The following is an 18018-nucleotide window of genomic DNA, read 5'->3' on the forward strand; positions in this document are numbered from 1 at the left end:
GAGGAATACTCCCCTTCACCATCCGCAAGGTTACACGTAGATAACGAAGATGGCACATTCACTTTCAGATACTGTGACATATCCCGGCTGGTGGCGTGCGGCGTGTTTACTGTGGATAAATCTGATAGCCGTTCGCGGAACGCACCACGAATCCGCGAGGGGCTGCGGGATCGGTCTCCAATACCGACAGCGCCACGTTGGAAATATGCGGAGCCTGCCAAGCCAAGAGCTGATCGAGCGTAAACCGGATCACCGTGCCGTGGGAGAGCGCGAGCACATTGTCATTCGGATAACGGTCCGCGATGTCGTGCAGCGCCTCGAAGACCCGGGTGACCACCGCATCCACCGGCTCGACGCTGGGGTGTTCGAGTGAGGTTCGGCTGCCATCGGGCCGATAGACGTGCTGGCCCTCGAGCTCGCCGAAGCTGCGTTCCGCAAGGCTCGGGATGAGCTCGGGCTCGGCTAAGCCCAGTTCGGCAGCAATGACCTCGCCGGTGTTGCGGGCGCGGACGAGCGGGGAGGCGACCATTCTGGTCCAGTCACTGCCGCGAAGCAGGCGACCGGCATCAGCGGCCTGCTCGAGACCGCGTTCATTGAGTGGAATATCGGTGGCTCCCTGGAGCTTCATTTGAGCGTTCCAGTCAGTTTCTCCGTGCCGAATCAGGCCGATACGCATGGTTCCTACCGTTCAAGATTGAAAGAGGTGGTCATCCCGTACCCTAATGGCATGGCGGAACGTAAATCCTGGTCGCTCGGCGGCGCACTTCGCAATATGTTTGGTCGGCAAACGATCGACGAGTCGACCTGGGAAGATCTCGAGGATGCACTGCTCACGGCCGACTTCGGGCCCACCATCACCGACGAGGTGATTGAAGAGTTGCGAGATCAGGTCAACCAGTTCAACACCACCGACCCTCGCGACCTCAAGCGGATGCTCCGCGAAGTCATCGAAGACCGGCTCGCGAAATTCGACACCACGCTGAATCTTTCGGCACGGCCTGCCGTGACGCTTGTGGTCGGCGTGAACGGTGTGGGGAAGACGACCACCATCGGTAAGTTCGCAAAGTTCCTCCGCAACTTTGGTCGGACGGTGGTGCTCGGCGCCGCGGACACCTTCCGGGCGGCTGCAGTTGAACAGCTCGACACCTGGGCGATGCGAGCCGATGTCCGCATTGTGCGTCCACAGCAGTACGGCCAAGACCCCGCATCCGTGGCCTACCAGACGGTGGAAGTGGCCATGCGCGAGGGTATTGAGATGGTGGTTATTGACACCGCCGGTCGCCTTCAGACCAAGGCCGGGCTCATGGACGAGCTCACCAAGGTTCATCGCGTGGTTGAAAAGCTCGCACCGGTGAGTGAGGTCCTGCTCGTGCTTGACGCCACAACCGGACAGAACGGGGTATCGCAGGCCGAAGCCTTTATTGAGCACGCCGGGGTGACGGGGCTCGTGATCACGAAACTCGATGGCTCTGCAAAGGGCGGCTTCGTGCTCTCGGTGCAGGAACGCACGGGGCTACCCATCAAGCTGATCGGCACCGGTGAGGGCATTAATGACCTCACCGGGTTCACCCCGCACGTGTTCGCCGAGCAGCTGCTCGCCGACGCTTAGCGCGGTGCTTGCTCTGCAAGTCGCTGCAACGCGAGCTCCGCTTCATCGATGAATGCCTTCGTCGCGGGGGAGAGCTGGCTATCGGGCCGGGTCGCGAAGGCAAAGTGATCTTCATAGGCGGGGTCGAGGAAAGCCCAGCGCAGACCGTAGCGTTTGATCCATTGGCGAGCCACGTGGAAGGACGCCACGGTGCCACCGATACCTGCGGCCGTGAGATCGAGCGCGTGGGTGAGGTGCTCCACCTCGACCACGGTATTGAGGCTGAGTCCTTCGGCTTGCGCACGCTCGAGCATTGAGCCCCACAGTGGGTCATTGACGCCCCAACTCGCCTCTGAACGGATGAACGGACGCTCGGCAATATCCCGCAGCGGGACGGATGCGCGATCACCGAAGGGCTGCTTCGACACGTAGACGAACTGGTCCTGGAATTTCGAGGGCTTGAGCGTGAGCCCGCGGGCATCCACCGGCAGCTGCAGCAGCCCGGCCTCGAGCTCACCCGAGCGGATCTTATCGGCCACCTCCGAGGAATTGAGCCCGACGATACGGATATTTACGCCGGGATATTTCTGCCGGAAGGTCTTGATCAGATCGGTCAGCAGGTAGAGATGCGCGCTGCTGAAGGTACCGAACTTCACCGTGCCCTGCTCGAGTCCTCGTACCGACTCGCCCCACTGCGCGATGGCCTCGGTCTGGCGAATCGCATCCTGGGCCAGCGGCAGTAGTTGGCGTCCCGCATCCGTCAGTGAGAGTCCGCGAGAGCTGCGATTGAAGAGCGTCAGGTTCAGCCCCGACTCGAGTGAGGCGATCTGTTCCGACAGGCTCGGCTGTGCAATGTGATTTGCCGCGGCGGCACCTGAGAGGGTGCCGATGTCTGCAGCCGAAACGAAATACTGCAGTTGTCGAATAGTGGGGAGCACGGGTTTAAAGCCTCCATAGGTTCATCCTTGAACGACCTGCTCATTCTAGGCGTTGTTCCGATACAAAATCTCCTGTGCACTGTCTCTATTACGTCGGACAGGGAGGTCAGACATGACGCAGCCTCATGCGGGCTCGGTGATCGTCACCGGAGCCGCTTCGGGAATGGGCAGGGCAACTGCCGAGTATTTGCTGGCACAGGGGCGGCGCGTCATCGCGCTCGACGTGGCGCCGTTCACCACTGAAGTGGCGGGAGAGTTCGTCTCGGTCGTCGCGGATGTACGCGATCGCGCGGCACTCGAGCGAGTGCTGGCGGATGCGGTGGACGAGCACGGTATTTCCGGGGTCGCGAATATCGCCGGGATCTACCCGCCGAGCACCCTCGACAGCTACGACGAGGAACTCTATCGACGCGTATTCGACATCAATGTGCTCGGGGTGGTCAACGTCATCGCCGCGGCCAAGCCCTATATGTCCGAGGGCTCGGGGGTAGTGAATTTCACCTCGGTGGATGCGTACACCGTCTCGCCGGGGCAGCTTATGTACGGGGCGTCCAAGGCTGCCGTTTCGATGCTCACCAAGGAACTCGCGCTGGAACTCGCGCCCGAGGGCATCCGCGTCAATGGCATCGCGCCCGGGTGGGTGGCAACGCCCGGCAACGCCGCGACCGGTCGCATGGCGGCCGTGGCCGACAGCATCCCGCTCGGGCGCGTGGCCCAGCCTGAGGAAATTGCGCGCTGGGTCGGGCAACTCACCGACCCCGCATTCAACTCGTTCATGACCGGAGAAGTCGTCGTGCTCTCCGGCGGTGCCGTAATTCGATAGGGAAGAAATGACAGTGATTAATAGTGCAGTGGTCATCACCGGCGCGGCTCAGGGTCAGGGTGCGGCGCACGCTGAGGCACTCGCGAAGGCTGGGTACCGCGTGGTGCTCACCGATGTGCAGGTCGAGGCCGGTGAGGCCACCGCAGCCCGGATTCGCGAGGCCGGTGGTGACGCGCAGTTCCGCAAACTCGACGTCACCAGTGCGGAGGATTGGGCGAACTTTGCCGCCGAGTTGCGCGCCTCCGAGGTGCCGCTGCGCGGGCTCGTGAACAATGCGGGCATCCTGCGCTATGCCTCGATTGCCGAAACCACCGTCGAGCTGTGGCAGTTCCACGATCGCGTGAACGTGCACGGCCCATTCCTCGGGATCCAAGCGCTCGCGCCGCTCATGGTGGATGCTGGCGGCGGTTCGATCGTCAACGTGTCCTCGACGGCGGCGCTGATGGGCGCGGCCGGCTATGCCGCATACTCGGCCAGCAAGGCCGCGATCCTCGGGCTCACCCGCGTCGCGGCGGTGGAGTACGGCCCCAGTGTGCGAGTGAATGCGATCTGCCCAGGCGGGGTTGCTACTCCTATGAATGACTTTGAACCGCAGGGTGGCTCGAGTTCCGCGGCACCCCTGGGACGTCGCGCCGATCCCGCAGAAATCTCCCCGCTGATCACCTATTTGATCGGTACCGACTCGAGCTTCATGACCGGATCCGCCCTCACAATCGATGGGGGGTTGACCGCAATTTAGCCGCGTACCACCACAGCGAATGATTGCGGACACAACGGTGTGCCCGCGCCGCAGAAACGGAAAGAGAACATGCTGAAAAACCAGGTCACATGCGCCGAATCGGTGTCTCGTTGGTGGCCATCGGTGCCCTTGTCGGGCTGACCGGATGCGGCCGTGTCGCCGCCACCGAGGTTGCCCCGGACTGTGTACCAACCAGTAGCGATTTTGAAACGGTGAGTGAAGGACAGCTCACGGTGGGGGTTCCCGAGAATCTGCCTTGGACCACGACCACGGGCAATGACGCTGACGGCTATGAGATCGATTTGATTAAACTCATCGCCGCCGATCTCTGCCTTGAGCTGGTCTTTATGCCGGTCACCTACGGCACCGGTGTCCCGATGATCAGCCAGCAGGAACGCGTGGACATGATCAGCGGCGGCTGGTATGTGACGGAATCTCGCGCCGAGCAGGTTGGCTTCACGACCCCCACCTTCTACGACTCGATGGCGATCATCTCGAAGCAAGGAGCCGAGGAAGTCGACGAGCTGGAAGCCATGAACGGGGTGGGAAGCGGCGCCGGATTCTCCTGGGAAGCGGATATGTCCGCGATCCTAGGCTCAAACCTCAAAACCTACCCGGGCACCATCGAAATGAAACAGGACCTCCTTGCCGGTCGCATCGAAGCTGGGCTCGACGGGTATTCGGTGGCCGTCTACTTCTACGAAGACACAGAATTCGAAGTGCGCATGGCGCTTCCCGACGACCGCGTTGGCATTACCACCGAAATGCCGGTGGTGGCCTTCCCCGTGAACAAGAACAATCAGGCACTCAACGACGCCCTCAGCGAGCAGATCGACGTGTACCGCGAGGACGGCACGCTCGCGCAACTGCTGACCGACTGGGATCTCGACACCTCGCTGGTGGTGCCGGCGGATGTCGCTGCGACATCGATTCGATAAACGAAGGACACACTCGTGAACGACAAATTGCTAACCAATGCCATCGACCTGCCGCGCGGCGTCAAAGTTGAAAACATCAAGAAATCCTTCGGCAGCAACCACGTGCTTAAGGACATCTCGCTGGATGTGAAGCCGGGCAGCGTGACCGCGATGATCGGTCCTTCCGGCTCCGGCAAGAGCACCCTGCTGCGCTGCGTCAACCTACTCGAAACCCCGGATGCGGGACGCATCAGGGTTGGCGACCAGGTGATCGACGCGAGCAAGCGCATCCGCCCGGCGGAACTCATGGAACTTCGTCGCGAGGTCGGCATGGTCTTCCAGCATTTCAACCTCTTCCCGCATTTCAACGTGCTGCGCAATGTCGCGTTCCCGCAAGAGAAGATCCTCGGCCGCAGCCGCGAAGAAGCTGAAGAGCGCGCGATGACCCTCCTCAAGCGCGTGGGTCTTGGTGATAAAACCATGCAATTCCCCGCACAGTGTTCGGGCGGACAACAGCAGCGCATCGCGATCGTGCGGGCGGTCGCGCTCAACCCCCGGGCAATGCTCTTCGATGAGCCGACCAGCGCCCTCGACCCCGAGGTCGGCGTGGAAGTACTGAACGTGATGCGGGAGCTGGCCGACTCGGGAATGACGATGATCGTGGTCACCCACGAAATGCAATTCGCCCGCAGCGTCTCGGACCACCTGGTCGTAATGTCCGACGGCTACATCATCGAAGAGGGCGACCCGAAGGCGATCATGGCAGACCCTCAGCATGATCGCACTCGACGTTTCCTCAGCGCAGTCATGGAGCGCTGAGATGATCGCCGATGCCTTTCTCGCGGTCATCCTTGGCCTGCCACTGACCCTCGCTGTCACCGCAGCGGCCTTCGCAGTCGGTCTCATTGGCGGCATTCCGCTGATGCTAGGGCTGCGCTCGCGGATAAAGCTCGTGAGCCTGCCCTGTCGACTCCTCGTTGACGTGATCCGCGGTATCCCGCCGATTGTGTGGCTCTTCCTGATCTACTTCGGTGTCCAGATCGGTGCGATTCGCTTCGACTCTTTCGCTGCCGCGGTGATTGGGCTCGGGCTCATTGCCTGCGCCTACCTCGCCGAGATCTACCGAGGTGCCTTCATCACGCTGCCAAATGGCCAGAAAGAAGCCGCCGACGCACTTGGCCTGCACGGTGCGACCACCTTCACGCGCATCCTCACCCCACAGGCCTTCCGCACGGCACTGCCCTCCATGGCTACCTACCTGTTGAGCCTGATCAAGGACTCCTCGATCGCATCCACCATCGGTGTCGTCGACATGGTCTTCATGGCGAATCAGTTCGTCCGGCAGAGCGCGACCATGGTCGGGATCACGCCGTTCGTGATTGCCGCGGTGATCTACCTACTCATTAGCCTGCCGATCGCGATCGCTTCGCGTCGACTGGATGCACGGCTTAAGGAGGCCCGAGCATGAATCTCATCGAGTTCTTGCCCCGCTTTGGCGAGGGTCTGTTGGTCAGCCTGCAGCTGACCGTGATCTCCGTATTCTTCGGATACCTCATTGGCACGGTATTCGCGGTGTCGGTGACTGCCGCGAACCCCTGGATTCGCTGGATCGCACTGGTGCTGGTGGAGATCGGCCGCGGTATTCCGGCACTGGTCGTGCTCTACATCGTCTACTACGGATTGCCGGCCCTGGGTATCCTGCTTGACAACTTCGGGGCGGCAGCGGTGGGTCTGACCTTCACAGTTGCCGCCTACTCCTCGGAGATGATTCGCGCGGGGCTCGCCTCGGTGCCGCGAGGACAACAGGAAGGTGCGGATGCGCTGGGCCTGTCGAAGACCACCACCTTCCTACGCGTGATTGTGCCGCAGGGCATCCGCTCCGCGATACCACCGCTGATGGGTTTGGCGATCATGTCCTTCCAGGGCACCTCGCTGGCCTATTCAATCTCGGTCAATGAGCTCATGAGTCAGGCGTATCAGGTGAGCACGATTTCCTTCCGCTATCTCGAGGTTTATGGCTTTACGGCACTGCTCTACGCCTGCATCGCGGTGCCGACCACCTGGCTTTCGGTGTGGATGGAGAAACGGCTGAACCGCGGATTCGTGCGCTGATCGGGTGTTCCGGAAGCCGTGAGTTGTTTCAAGGAAAAACCTTGAGTAGGGCTCGCATATCCAGGATTGCCCTGGATGTGCGAGCCTCGTACGTTTTAACCATCGACAAGGAACCAAGTCGAAACCGGTGACACCGCAAAGAAGCGATGCTCACAGAACAGAAAGGATGGTCGGTCATGACCAGGTATTGCGTAATTGGTGCTGGCGCGGCTGGAATGTCCGCCCTCGTGCAACTGCTCGAAGGCGGCTTCGAGGTCGACTGCTTCGAAAAGGCCGATCGAGTCGGAGGGCACTGGAACCACGACTATGACGCACTGCACCTCATCACTTCGCGTGACATGACGCACTTCGAGGGCTTCCCAATGCCCGCGGACTACCCGCACTTTCCGAGTCGTGAGCAGATCGTCGCCTACTTCGAGTCCTATGCCGAAGCAAAGGGGCTCTACGAGAAGATCACCTTCAACACCGGCGTCAAGAGCGTCGAGCCGATCGCAACCGACGGCCCGGTGGGCTCGACAGGCTGGGAGGTCACGCTGGAAAGCGGCGAGCGCCGCGAATACGACGGCGTCTTCATCGCCAACGGTCACCTTTGGGACCAGAAGGTACCGAGCTTCCCGGGCGAGTACACCGGCAAGCAAATTCACTCCGGCTCCTACAAGAACACGGATGAGCTCGCCGGTCAGCGGGTGCTCGTTGTCGGTGCCGGTAACTCGGCCTGCGACCTCGCGGTGGACGCCGCGCAGCACCGGTTCGACGTGGACATTGTGATCCGTCAGGGCACCCACTTCCAGTCCAAGACCTACTTCGGGGTGCCGCGCCAAGAAGTGCCCTGGCTGAGCGAATTCGCTCCCGACGAGGTGGACTTGCTCTCGCGGCTGCTCTCACGCGCCAAGCTGGGGGAATGGTACAACTTCCCGGGCCTTCCGGAGCCGAAGGAGCGCACCCTCGCCGAGGGGCGCGCGGTGGTCAACGACCTGCTGCTCTACTGGGTGCACCACGGCCGCATCCGCATTGTGCCGGGCATCGAGCGCTTCGATGGCAAGACCGTGTACTTCACCGACGGCACCAGCGGCGAATACGACACCATTCTCTGGGGCACCGGCTTTCACGCGAGCCTTCCCTTCCTCGACGAATCACTCATCGAGCGCAGCCGCCAGGTGCCACTGCGCTACGGTGCGGGCATCGTGCCGAAGGGCCTCGAAAAGCTCTACTACATCGGCCTCAGCGCGCCGCGCGGCCCGCAGGTGCCGATCTATGGGATCCAGATGAAGCGTGCGATCCGAATGATTCAGCTGCATGAGGCATCCGAGACGGGCTTTGTGCCGGTGCAGGACTACCTCTCGAAGCTGCAGGATGCTGACGACCGGATCGACTTCGCGCGCCACTTCTGGGAGGACCAGCTTGCGGACACCGACCGCCTGCTGGAGGCATTCGCCTCGCTTGCGCGAACCAACCTCGCGACGGTCTAACCGTATTCCGATCGGTTCGGAGCTAGTGGCTCCGCCTCGCCGCGCTTCAACGAATCGCCATTCGTTGAAGCGCGGCGATGATTCGCATAGGGAAATCATAGGAAGCTCATCGCGTACTCATGAGGGTCGCTGGTGTAGTCGCTCCCATGAACACCACATCGATTCCCGAACCCGAGCAGCAGACCCCTCCGCAGAAATGGAAGCGGTCGATTATGGCGGCGGGTGCGGCCCTCGCGCTGGTGATTGTGGGTGGTTTCGGTGGCGTCGCGGTTGGTACGGCACTTGCGGACGGCTCGGTGCCAACAGACAACTCGATCCCCGCAGACGACTCGACGCAGCAGCCTACCGAGGACGCGTTCCCGTGGAGCCAGTTGCCGGATCAATACGAACAGCAAATGCCCAATGCTGAGGATTCGGCAGACAGTACTGACATTGACGCGAGCCCCGCGAGTGACAGCGAAGCTGCTGGCATCGCAATGATCGAAACGGTGCTCGGGTATCAGGGCTCCGAAGCTGCCGGTACCGGAATCGTGCTGAGTTCGGATGGGCTCATGCTCACCAATAACCACGTCATTCAGGGGTCGACCGAAATCAGCGTGAGGACTGCGGATGGCGAGACCTACAGCGCTACCGTGGTCGGTACGGACGCCACGGCAGATATTGCTGTGCTGCAATTGGAGAACGCAAGCAACCTCACCACAGCAACGATCGATGATGACGATGATCTCGCCGTCGGTGACGAAATCGCGGCAGTCGGCAACACGCTGGGTGGCGGCGAACTGCTCACCAGTAGCGGTGTCGTCACCAACCTTGATGCGAGCGTGACCACGATGAGCCAGAGCAGCCGGGATGCCACGGAAACGCTGTCTGACCTCATGGAGATTGACGCGGATGTGGTCTCGGGCGACTCCGGCGGTGCGGTACTCGACGACGAAGACGAAGTCGTGGGCGTGACCACCGCGGCCTCGAGTGGCGCCGTGAATATCACCGGGTATGCAATCCACATCGACGACGCGCTCGCCATCGCTGAAAGCATTGTGAACGGAACCGAAACCGACACCAACACGATCGGCACTCCGGCATTCCTTGGTATCGCACTCGGTTCGGATACCGCCATGCAGCAAACCAGCGGTGCAACCGTCGCCGGTGTCTATGAGGACACTCCCGCGGCAGGGCTCGGACTCGTTGCTGGTGACACCATTACGGCCATCGATGGAATCAGCGTGAGCAGCGCATCCGAACTCTCCGGGGTGATCGCGGAATACACCCCCGGCACCGAAATCTCCGTAACCTGGACGACCGGTGCTGGTGAATCAGTCTCGGGTGACACCACGCTTATCGCCGGTCCGGCCGACTGAGAACAGCGGGAATAGATCCTGGACCTAGAACGTCTCCATTCCTATGACCACCCAGACTCTCGAAGAACTTGACCCCGCTACCAATCCGGCAATCGCTGCAATCCAGGCATCCGGTTTGGACCACGAGATCCGTACTCACGGGCGGGCGAGTTCCCTGCGGGAAGCGGCAGAACAGCGCGGAGTGACGCCCCGGCAGATCCTGAAGTCCATGGTGGTTCGACACGGCGACGACTATTCGATAGTGCTGGTTCCAGGTGACCGCGTGATCTCGTGGCCGAAACTCCGCGCCGCATTGCGGGTCAATCGTGCGGTGATGCCATCGGCGGAGGAGGCGAAGACGGTCACGGGGTTCGCGCGCGGCACCATCACTCCATTCGGCACGGCAACGCAGCTGCCCGTGCTCGCCGATGAGCTGGTTGAGCACGGGCCGGTTACGCTGGGCGGTGGGGCACACTCCGTCGCGTTCTACGTTAATGGCGACGAACTACTCGCGCACTTCGGGGCGAGTCGGATCGACATTACGGATGCGGACCCGAGCTTCGAATAAGCCGAGCCGTTACTGGAAGCGAACGCTGTCGAGCGAAACCGCCTCAGCCGCACCAGCTTGCGCTTTCGAGAGCTCGACGTAGCTGCCAGCGTGGGGGATGAAGCCGGCGGACTCCTCGTCACTGAGTTCGCGACGGACTTTCGCAGGGACTCCCGCCGCAAGAGATCGGGCGGGCACCTCTGCGTGCTCGAGCACGACGGCTCCGGCAGCGATTAGGGAGCCTTCGCCGATGACCGAGTGGCTCAACAGTGAGGCGCGCATCCCCACGAGGGTGCCGTTACCCACGGTGGTGCCGTGCAGCATCGCGGCGTGGCCGACCGTGACGTCATCGCCGAGAGTGCAGGGCGCGTCGCTATCGACGTGCACCACGGTGCCGTCCTGAATATTGCTGCGCGCACCGATCCTAATTGGACCGGAGTCGCCGCGAAGGACACAGCCGTAAAAAACACTTGAGTCGGGACCGATTTCGACATCACCAATGATCGTCGCGTTCGGCGCAATCCATGCGGTTTCGTGGATGCGGGGGAGCTTGCCATTGTGCGGAAGAATAAGAGGACCGGTATTCATGGAGCCAATCTTCGCACGCCCAAAGGTATGTTGAATCTATGCGTCATTTCGACCACGAATCGCTCGAGCTCTTCGTCCGCGTCGTCGACGTCGGAAGCATTAATGCCGTTGCCGCGCAGGTAGGTCGCTCCCAACAGGCGGTTTCAGAGCGGATGCGCCGACTCGAAACGGAACTCGAACTGAATCTGCTGGAGCGGGGCGCTCGCGGCTCGAAACCGACCGAGGTGGGCACGCTCGTGGCCGACTGGGCCGCTGACCTCATTGAGGCGACGAACACGTTTACCGCGCGGATCGAATCCCTGCGAACCGATAGCAACGCAGATTTGTGGGTCGCCGCATCCCAAACTATCGCTGGTTATCTCCTGCCGCAGTGGCTCGGAGCCCTCAAAAGTAAAGGCGTGAACGGTGCCACGAGCCCGCACGTCCACGCCGTCAATTCCGTCGAGGTAGTGCGAGAAGTTCGCGCCGGAACGGTGTCACTCGGGTTTATCGAAACACTCGACCTGCCCACGGACTTGGTGATGCGAACGGTGGGCCATGATGAGCTCGTCGTTGTGGTCGCGCCCGAACATCCGTGGAGTGAGCGCTCCGAGGGCATCTCGCCGGCAGAACTGGCGGGCACCCCGCTCGTGGTGCGCGAAGAGGGGTCGGGCACGCGGCAGGCCCTCGAAACCCTGCTCAAGGAGGGCGACCCGGGCATTGTGATTGTGCCGCCCGCCGCCGAGTTTTCAGCGGTGGTTTCGGTGAAGGGAGCGGTGACCGCGGGGATTGCGCCGGCGGTGATGAGCGCGATTACCGTGGCGGATGAGCTCGTCTCCGGCCGACTGGTCAGCGTGCCGGTGCGCGGGCTCGATCTGAGTCGGCCGCTGACCGCGGTGTGGCGTGAAGACCGCAATCTGACTCAGACGGCGCTGGAACTCATCGAGATCGCTGCAAGCTAAGTGAGGGAGTAAGCGAAGACGGGTGCGTAGACGGTAGGATTGATCCCTATGGCTATGTTCGGGAACCTCTCAGATCGGCTCGTCGAAGCCCTCGGCAATCTTCGCGCGAAGGGCAAACTCACGGCGGCCGACATTGACGGCACAGTACGTGAGATTCGTCGTGCGCTGCTCGAAGCTGACGTCGCGCTGCCGGTGGTTAAGGAATTCGCCACGCATGTCCGCGAGCGTGCTCTCGGTGATGAAGTCAACCGTGCGCTGAACCCTGCCCAGCAGGTCGTGAAGATCGTGAACGAAGAGCTCGTTCGCATCCTCGGTGGCGAAGAAACTCGTCAGCTCACCTTTGCGAAGCGGCCACCGACGGTCATTATGCTCGTCGGTTTGCAGGGTGCGGGTAAGACCACCCTCGCCGGCAAGCTCTCGAAGTGGCTCGTCGGGCAGAAGCACTCGCCGATGCTCGTCGCCGCTGACCTCCAGCGTCCGAATGCCGTGACCCAGCTGCAAATCGTTGCGGACCAGGCTGGCGTTCCCGTATTTGCTCCGGAGCCCGGCAACGGTGTTGGCGACCCGGTTCGTGTCGCTCGCGAATCCATGCGCATCGCCGAAGAAAAGCAGCACGACGTGGTCATCATTGACACCGCCGGTCGTCTCGGCGTCGATGAAGAACTCATGCGCCAAGCTCGCCTCATCAAAGAGGCAACCAACCCCGATGAGATCCTGTTCACGATCGACTCGATGATCGGTCAGGATGCGGTCGCCACCGCGCAGGCCTTCAACGACGGCGTCGGGTTCTCCGGTGTGGTCTTGACCAAGCTGGATGGTGACGCTCGCGGTGGTGCGGCACTCTCGGTTGCGCAGACCACCGGAAAGCCGATCCTGTTCGCCTCCACGGGTGAGCGACTCGAGGACTTTGAAGTCTTCCACCCGGACCGGATGGCCTCGCGCATCCTCAACATGGGTGACGTGCTTTCGCTCATTGAGCAGGCCCAGCAGGCTTTCGATGAAGAAGAGGCGCGAAAGACTGCCGAGAAGATCGCGCAGGATAAGTTCACGCTGAACGACTTCTTGTCGCAAATGCAGCAGATTCGCAAGGCTGGCAACTTCAAGAAAATGATCGGGATGCTTCCGGGCATGGACCGTCAGATGAAGGACCAGCTGGAAAACTTTGATGAGTCGAGCCTCGTACATATTGAGGCGATCATCCAGTCGATGACTCCGCTCGAGCGTGACAATCCGAAGGTGCTCAACGGTTCGCGTCGTGCGCGTATCGCGCGCGGTTCGGGTCGTCAGGTGAGTGAAGTCAATGAGCTGATCAAACGCTTCGAAGCCTCGGCGAAGATGATGAAGACCATGGCTCGCGGTGCGATGCCCGGCGTTCCCGGGATGGGACCGATGGGAGCCGGTGCACCGGCTCGCGGTGGTGCCAAAAAGGGAAAGAAAGCCGCCAAGGGCAAGAAGTTCTCGGGTAATCCCGCGAAGCGCGGACTGCCGCCAGCACCGAAAGAGAAGCCAGCAGGCGCCGCATTTGGTGCGGCCAAGCCGTCAAGCGACGGTCCGACTCCAGAAGAGCTCGAGAAGCTGCAGAAGTTCCTCGGACGCTAGCTGCTGCGACGGCCGCCGCTCTATGCTGGAGCGAGCGCTCAGCCCTGAGTGTCGAGCCAGGCCTCGTAGAGGTCGGGGCGAACTCGCTGCGTGCGTGCCACTTGCTGTTCGTGGCGCCACTTCGCGATATTGGCGTGGTGTCCGCTGAGCAAAATCTCGGGCACGGCGTGGCCGCGCCATTGGGCGGGCTTCGTGTAGCTCGGGTATTCGAGGAGTCCACCCTCGTGTGATTCCTCGACGAGGGATTCCGGATTCCCAACAACTCCGGGAATCAGCCGCCCAAATGCTTCGATCATCGCCATGACAGCAACCTCGCCACCGTTGAGCACGTAGTCGCCCAGCGAAACGAGTTCAACGCGGGCACGGTCGCCAGCCCAGTCGAACACGCGCTGATCGATGCCTTCATAGCGGCCGCAGCCGAACACAATGTGCTGCTCTCGCGCGTACCGGCGAGCAGTTGCCTGGTTGAATACTTCGCCCGCAGGGGAGGGGAAAACAACGAGGGGAGCGTCGGCTGTGGTGGCGTCGGTCAATGACGCATCGTCAAAAATCCCGTCGAGCGTTTCACCCCACGGTTCGGGCCGCATGACCATACCCGCACCACCGCCGTATGGCGTGTCGTCTACGGTGCGATGACGATCGTGGGTGGCGTCGCGCAGGTCGTGGATGCGCAAGTCGACCAGCCCATTGGCGCGGGCTTTGCCAAGCAGTGAGATATCGAGGACATCAAAAAACTGCGGAAAAATGGTGACGATGTCGACGCGCATTGGGTTAGGCATCCTTGGGCGACTCAGCGTGAGAATCTGCCTCAGCACCCTGCTCAGTTCCAGCATCCTGGTCGGTTTCGACCCGCTCAGCGTGGGCCACCGCATCCGCTGCCGCATTTTCGGCATTCTCGGTGTCGAAGAGGCCGCCCGGGGGCGTCACGGTCATAGTTCCGGCTTCAATATCGACCTCGGGCACGATCGCCTTGACGAACGGCACCATGACGGTCCCCTTCGTTGTCTCGATTTCGAGCAGATCCTGCGAGGGCAGGTGGTTGACGCGCGTCACCTTGCCGACGACCTTGCCTGCGAGTACGACTTCGAGATCGACAAGCTGGTGGTCATACCAAGTGTCGGGATCGAGCTCTTCGGCGTCGTCCTGATCCACCCAGAGGATCGCTTTCACGAGCGATTCCGCGGTGGTGCGGTCGACTACGTCTTCAAAGAACCCCACCGGAGCGTCATTGAACCAGCGGAGTTCGCGCAACACGAGCTTCTTGCCGCGCCACGGCGAGGTGCTTGGCACCTGCAAAGAAAAGGATGCACCGGGAACGAATCGCTTCTCCGGCTCATCGGTGTAGAGCTCGAGTTTGAGGGCTCCTTTGAGCCCGTGTGGTTTCGACAGTCGGCCAACACGCAGCTGGGTGATGCCGCGATTCTTGGCAGCCAATTTAGTTGTCTGCCACGTCCACACGGACGCGGCGTCCTTCGGCAAGTGCCGTGACGACGGTGCGAAGTGCTTTGGCGGTACGGCCCTGTCGGCCGATTACGCGGCCGAGGTCCTCAGAGTGCACGTGCACTTCGAGGACCTCGCCGCGTGAGGAGGCGAGTGCGTCCACGCGGACATCATCGGGTCGATCGACAATGCCGCGGACGAGATGTTCCAGCGCGGACGCAAGCATTACTAGGCCTCGTTCTTTTCGGTTGCTGCCTCAGCAGCGTCTTCTGCGGGGGCTTCTTCAGCCTTGGTCTCAGCCTTGGGCTCCGACTTGGGTCGAAGGACGGGCTTCTTGGCGGTGTCAGCGACGAACTCTTCCTTCGCTACCTGCGGCTTGACCTGCGATTCGGTCTCGCCTTCGCCCTTGTACTTGCCCCAGTCACCGGTGAGCTTCAGCAGCGCAAGTACCGCCTCGGTCGGCTGTGCGCCAACGGAAAGCCAGTACTGTGCGCGGTCCGAGTCGATCTCAATGAGCGAAGGCTCAAGAGTCGGCTGGTACTTGCCGATCTCTTCGATGACTCGACCATTGCGCTTCGAACGCTCGTCGGCGACTACTACGCGGTAAAACGGTGCCCGGATCTTACCCAGGCGCTTAAGACGGATCTTGACAGACACGTGTCTCCTGCAGGTTAAAAGTTACTTAGATGAAGAACATCGACCGGGGATGTGGGGCACTCTCGGTCAGGGCTCGGTGTTGCTGCGCACACGGATAGAGGGTCGCTGGCGCAGGCTCAGCTCTCCATTCTTGCAGAAAATTAGAAAGATTGGGGAGTGGAACGAGCCTCCCCTACGATAGTCCTATGGATTTCGCCGCCACAGAGCGCAGCACACTCGGAATCGAGTGGGAACTGGCACTTGTCGACCCAACAAGCGGTGACCTGACCGGTCGCGCGAACGAAGTAATCAGTGAGGTTGGCGACCCTCGCTGCGTAGGTGAATTCCTTACCAATACCGTCGAGTTCGTCACCCGTCCACACCGCAACGTGCCGAGCGCGATTGAAGATTTGCGCGAGATGCGAGGCCGGTTTGTGGCCGCCGCAACCACTGCCGGAATCGCCGCTATCGGCTCGGGTACGCATCCCTTCGCGAATTGGCGACTGCAGGCCGTAAGTCCGGCCGATCGGTATCTGCGTGTCGCGGAGCGGGCGGGAACATGGGGACGGCAATTGTCGATCTGGGGCGTGCACGTGCATGTCGGCGTGCAGAACCGTGACCATGTTGTGCCGGTGATGCACTCGGTCCTGGCGAACTATTCGTGGTTACTTGCACTGTCTGCCTCCAGTCCGTTCTGGCAGGGTGCGGATACTGGATTCGCGTCACATCGCTCAATGCTCTTCCAACAGCTCCCCACGGGTGGGCTTCCACCAGCGCTCGAGACGTGGGCTGATTATGAGCGAACGTTGAGGGGGATGCTCGAGGCAGAGGTCATCCTCGACCCACTCGAGCTGCGCTGGGATGTGCGGCCAGCACCGCAATTCGGCACGATTGAAGTGCGGATCGCCGACGGTGGCCCCTCGCTCTTTGACGTGGCCGCGAGTGCCGCGTTCACGCAGTGCCTCGTTGAAGAAGCCGTGCGCGCGCTCGATGAGGGTCGCGCACCGATGCGACTGCCCGATTGGGCGGTGCGCGAAAACAAATTCCGCGCTGCACGCTGGGGCTTCGATACGAAGTTCATTACTGCAGCCGACGGTCGCCAGGAAAGCGGGCGTGAGTCGCTTGCTCGACGGATCGATGAGCTACAGCCAATTGCCCGCGACCTCGGATGTGAAGGCGAACTCGTCGCCGCCCTCGCCATCGTCGACAGCAATCCGGCAGACCGGCAGCGCGCCTCGATGCGAACGAACGGGATGGTGGGCGTCGTCGATTCGCTGCGCGCGGAATTCCTCCGGTAGCCGCAGAAATTCGCAGCTGCCTCAAGTAGCGTTTTCCTATGCCTAAGCCTCTGCAATCCGTCTTTTATCGGATCCTCATTCCGGCGCCATTCGTGCTGGCGATTTGGATCCTGGTTGCGTGGATCATTTTTCAGCAATCAGTCGGCGGATTCCTCTCGCTCTTCTTGGCCATCCCCGCGGCATTCATCCAACTGGCAATCCTCGGTTTCATGCTTTGGCTGCGACCGAGTATTCGACTCTCACGCGAATTCACCACCGAGGATGCGCTTTGGTACTTCGCGACCTTCCTCGCCTGGGCAGTCGGCGCCGCCCTCGTGAACCCATGGGGTGGGCTCGTGCAAATCGCAGGCTTCGTGCTCGGCATTATCGGCATGTCCCGAATCGGGAAACGGTCGCATACCGAAGCCGTCGAGACCATGACACAGCGTGCCGAGCAAATGCGTCAGCACTTAGGTGACCAACGGACTGGACCGTGGCCCGATGCATCCGGCCCGGGAGCCGGGAAGGTGATCATTGTCGACACCGATACCGAATGGGAAGACCGTGGCCCCGCATCCAATTCGGCACGAAAGCCCATCGAAGGCGAAATCATCGAGGACCCGAAAGACGAGGATCCGGATGTCGATGAATGGCAGGCTCGGCCGCATTCGGATTAGTGCTGGCGCGGCGCACGCGGTTCAGGGTATGCTTATCGCTTGTGCCGCGTCGTGACTCTGCCACAGGGGACACTCCGATTGCGGAATTTTCTGACTTCTATTTACATGCTGCCGACCTGTGGCGGGGCAGAGAGTGATTACTCATCATGAGCAATGTCATCGATCAGATCAATGCGGAGCAGCTTCGCGAGATTCCTGACTTCCGTCCCGGCGACACCGTCAAGGTGCACGTAAACATCATCGAGGGTACGCGTTCGCGTGTCCAGGTGTTCCAGGGCATCGTCCTCGGCCGTCAGGGCTCGGGCGTTTCGGAGACCTTCACTGTGCGCAAGGTGAGCTTCCAGGTGGGCGTGGAGCGTATGTTCCCCGTGCACTCGCCGATCATCGACA

Annotated in this window: 22 protein-coding genes; 15 read left to right on the forward strand and 7 right to left on the reverse strand. The window is 61.4% G+C overall.

Going from position 1 to position 18018, the window contains the following annotated elements:
• Positions 1-106: 106 nt before the first annotated feature.
• Positions 107-676 carry a histidine phosphatase family protein gene (locus ACTHXA_RS12685; RefSeq protein ID WP_441672922.1) on the reverse strand — a complete coding sequence of 190 codons (570 nt, stop codon included), beginning with the start codon at positions 674-676 and terminating at the stop codon, positions 107-109.
• Positions 677-727: 51 nt separating this feature from the next.
• Here ACTHXA_RS12685 and ftsY point away from each other — a divergent pair, with 51 nt between their 5' ends.
• A complete protein-coding gene (ftsY, locus tag ACTHXA_RS12690) occupies positions 728-1609 on the forward strand; it encodes a signal recognition particle-docking protein FtsY (protein WP_441672924.1) in 882 nt (293 codons plus the stop codon).
• Here the strand turns inward: ftsY and ACTHXA_RS12695 are convergent.
• Complete coding sequence (locus ACTHXA_RS12695; protein ID WP_441672926.1) at positions 1606-2526, reverse strand: LysR family transcriptional regulator; 921 nt, start codon at positions 2524-2526, stop codon at positions 1606-1608. The two genes, ftsY and ACTHXA_RS12695, sit on opposite strands and share 4 nt — an antisense overlap.
• Before the next feature lie 112 nt (positions 2527-2638).
• On the opposite strand from ACTHXA_RS12695, the gene ACTHXA_RS12700 reads away from it, so the two are divergent.
• The 9 genes from ACTHXA_RS12700 (at position 2639) to ACTHXA_RS12740 (ending at position 10491) form a co-directional block, all read left to right on the forward strand.
• Positions 2639-3349: an SDR family NAD(P)-dependent oxidoreductase gene (locus tag ACTHXA_RS12700; RefSeq protein WP_441672928.1), complete on the forward strand. Its 711-nt coding sequence runs from the start codon at positions 2639-2641 to the stop codon at positions 3347-3349.
• A gap of 13 nt (positions 3350-3362) precedes the next feature.
• Positions 3363-4088: an SDR family NAD(P)-dependent oxidoreductase gene (locus ACTHXA_RS12705; protein WP_441672930.1), complete on the forward strand. Its 726-nt coding sequence runs from the start codon at positions 3363-3365 to the stop codon at positions 4086-4088.
• A gap of 89 nt (positions 4089-4177) precedes the next feature.
• Positions 4178-5026, forward strand: a complete 849-nt coding sequence (locus ACTHXA_RS12710) for a substrate-binding periplasmic protein (RefSeq protein WP_441672932.1) — start codon at positions 4178-4180, stop codon at positions 5024-5026.
• Positions 5027-5041: 15 nt separating this feature from the next.
• The gene (locus ACTHXA_RS12715) at positions 5042-5824 is read left to right on the forward strand and encodes an amino acid ABC transporter ATP-binding protein (RefSeq protein WP_441672934.1); all 783 of its coding nucleotides are present in this window, start codon (positions 5042-5044) and stop codon (positions 5822-5824) included.
• A 1-nt stretch (position 5825) separates the two neighbouring features.
• Complete coding sequence (locus tag ACTHXA_RS12720) at positions 5826-6473, forward strand: amino acid ABC transporter permease (protein ID WP_441672936.1); 648 nt, start codon at positions 5826-5828, stop codon at positions 6471-6473.
• Entirely contained in the window at positions 6470-7117 is a 648-nt protein-coding gene (locus ACTHXA_RS12725; RefSeq protein WP_441672938.1) for an amino acid ABC transporter permease, read from the forward strand. The genes ACTHXA_RS12720 and ACTHXA_RS12725 overlap by 4 nt, the downstream gene beginning before the upstream one ends.
• Positions 7118-7293: 176 nt before the next feature.
• A complete protein-coding gene (locus ACTHXA_RS12730) occupies positions 7294-8586 on the forward strand; it encodes a flavin-containing monooxygenase (RefSeq protein WP_441672940.1) in 1293 nt (430 codons plus the stop codon).
• A 146-nt stretch (positions 8587-8732) separates the two neighbouring features.
• Positions 8733-9944, forward strand: a complete 1212-nt coding sequence (locus ACTHXA_RS12735) for a S1C family serine protease (protein ID WP_441672942.1) — start codon at positions 8733-8735, stop codon at positions 9942-9944.
• A 43-nt stretch (positions 9945-9987) separates the two neighbouring features.
• Entirely contained in the window at positions 9988-10491 is a 504-nt protein-coding gene (locus tag ACTHXA_RS12740; protein ID WP_441672944.1) for an aminoacyl-tRNA deacylase, read from the forward strand.
• A 9-nt stretch (positions 10492-10500) separates the two neighbouring features.
• Here ACTHXA_RS12740 and ACTHXA_RS12745 read toward each other — a convergent pair whose 3' ends face one another.
• On the reverse strand, positions 10501-11058 hold the full coding sequence (locus tag ACTHXA_RS12745) for a gamma carbonic anhydrase family protein (RefSeq protein WP_441672946.1): 558 nt from the start codon (positions 11056-11058) through the stop codon (positions 10501-10503).
• Positions 11059-11096: 38 nt separating this feature from the next.
• Here ACTHXA_RS12745 and ACTHXA_RS12750 point away from each other — a divergent pair, with 38 nt between their 5' ends.
• Positions 11097-11999 carry a LysR family transcriptional regulator gene (locus ACTHXA_RS12750; RefSeq protein WP_441672948.1) on the forward strand — a complete coding sequence of 301 codons (903 nt, stop codon included), beginning with the start codon at positions 11097-11099 and terminating at the stop codon, positions 11997-11999.
• Positions 12000-12047: 48 nt separating this feature from the next.
• Complete coding sequence (gene ffh / locus ACTHXA_RS12755) at positions 12048-13598, forward strand: signal recognition particle protein (protein WP_441672950.1); 1551 nt, start codon at positions 12048-12050, stop codon at positions 13596-13598.
• 38 nt (positions 13599-13636) lie between these two features.
• On the opposite strand, the gene trmD is transcribed toward ffh, so the two are convergent.
• The 4 genes from trmD to rpsP are packed head-to-tail and all read right to left on the reverse strand — an operon-like array spanning position 13637 to position 15695.
• Positions 13637-14365 (reverse strand): tRNA (guanosine(37)-N1)-methyltransferase TrmD, encoded by a 729-nt coding sequence (gene trmD, locus ACTHXA_RS12760; protein ID WP_441672952.1) that lies wholly within the window; start codon positions 14363-14365, stop codon positions 13637-13639.
• 4 nt (positions 14366-14369) lie between these two features.
• Positions 14370-15032, reverse strand: coding sequence for a ribosome maturation factor RimM (gene rimM, locus ACTHXA_RS12765; protein WP_441672954.1), 663 nt, complete (start codon positions 15030-15032; stop codon positions 14370-14372).
• 1 nt (position 15033) lies between these two features.
• Positions 15034-15264 (reverse strand): RNA-binding protein, encoded by a 231-nt coding sequence (locus ACTHXA_RS12770; protein ID WP_441672956.1) that lies wholly within the window; start codon positions 15262-15264, stop codon positions 15034-15036.
• Positions 15265-15266: 2 nt separating this feature from the next.
• Entirely contained in the window at positions 15267-15695 is a 429-nt protein-coding gene (rpsP, locus tag ACTHXA_RS12775; protein ID WP_441672958.1) for a 30S ribosomal protein S16, read from the reverse strand.
• Between the two features lie 185 nt (positions 15696-15880).
• On the opposite strand from rpsP, the gene ACTHXA_RS12780 reads away from it, so the two are divergent.
• The 3 genes from ACTHXA_RS12780 to rplS all read left to right on the forward strand — a co-directional run.
• Complete coding sequence (locus ACTHXA_RS12780; RefSeq protein ID WP_441672960.1) at positions 15881-16972, forward strand: YbdK family carboxylate-amine ligase; 1092 nt, start codon at positions 15881-15883, stop codon at positions 16970-16972.
• Positions 16973-17010: 38 nt separating this feature from the next.
• Positions 17011-17628 carry a hypothetical protein gene (locus ACTHXA_RS12785; protein WP_441672962.1) on the forward strand — a complete coding sequence of 206 codons (618 nt, stop codon included), beginning with the start codon at positions 17011-17013 and terminating at the stop codon, positions 17626-17628.
• Between the two features lie 146 nt (positions 17629-17774).
• A partial coding sequence (gene rplS / locus ACTHXA_RS12790; RefSeq protein WP_441672964.1) for a 50S ribosomal protein L19 occupies positions 17775-18018 on the forward strand: 244 nt, incomplete at its 3' end.

Source organism: Gulosibacter sp. (assembly GCF_052090685.1).
In the GTDB taxonomy this organism is placed as follows: Bacteria; Actinomycetota; Actinomycetes; order Actinomycetales; family Microbacteriaceae; genus Gulosibacter.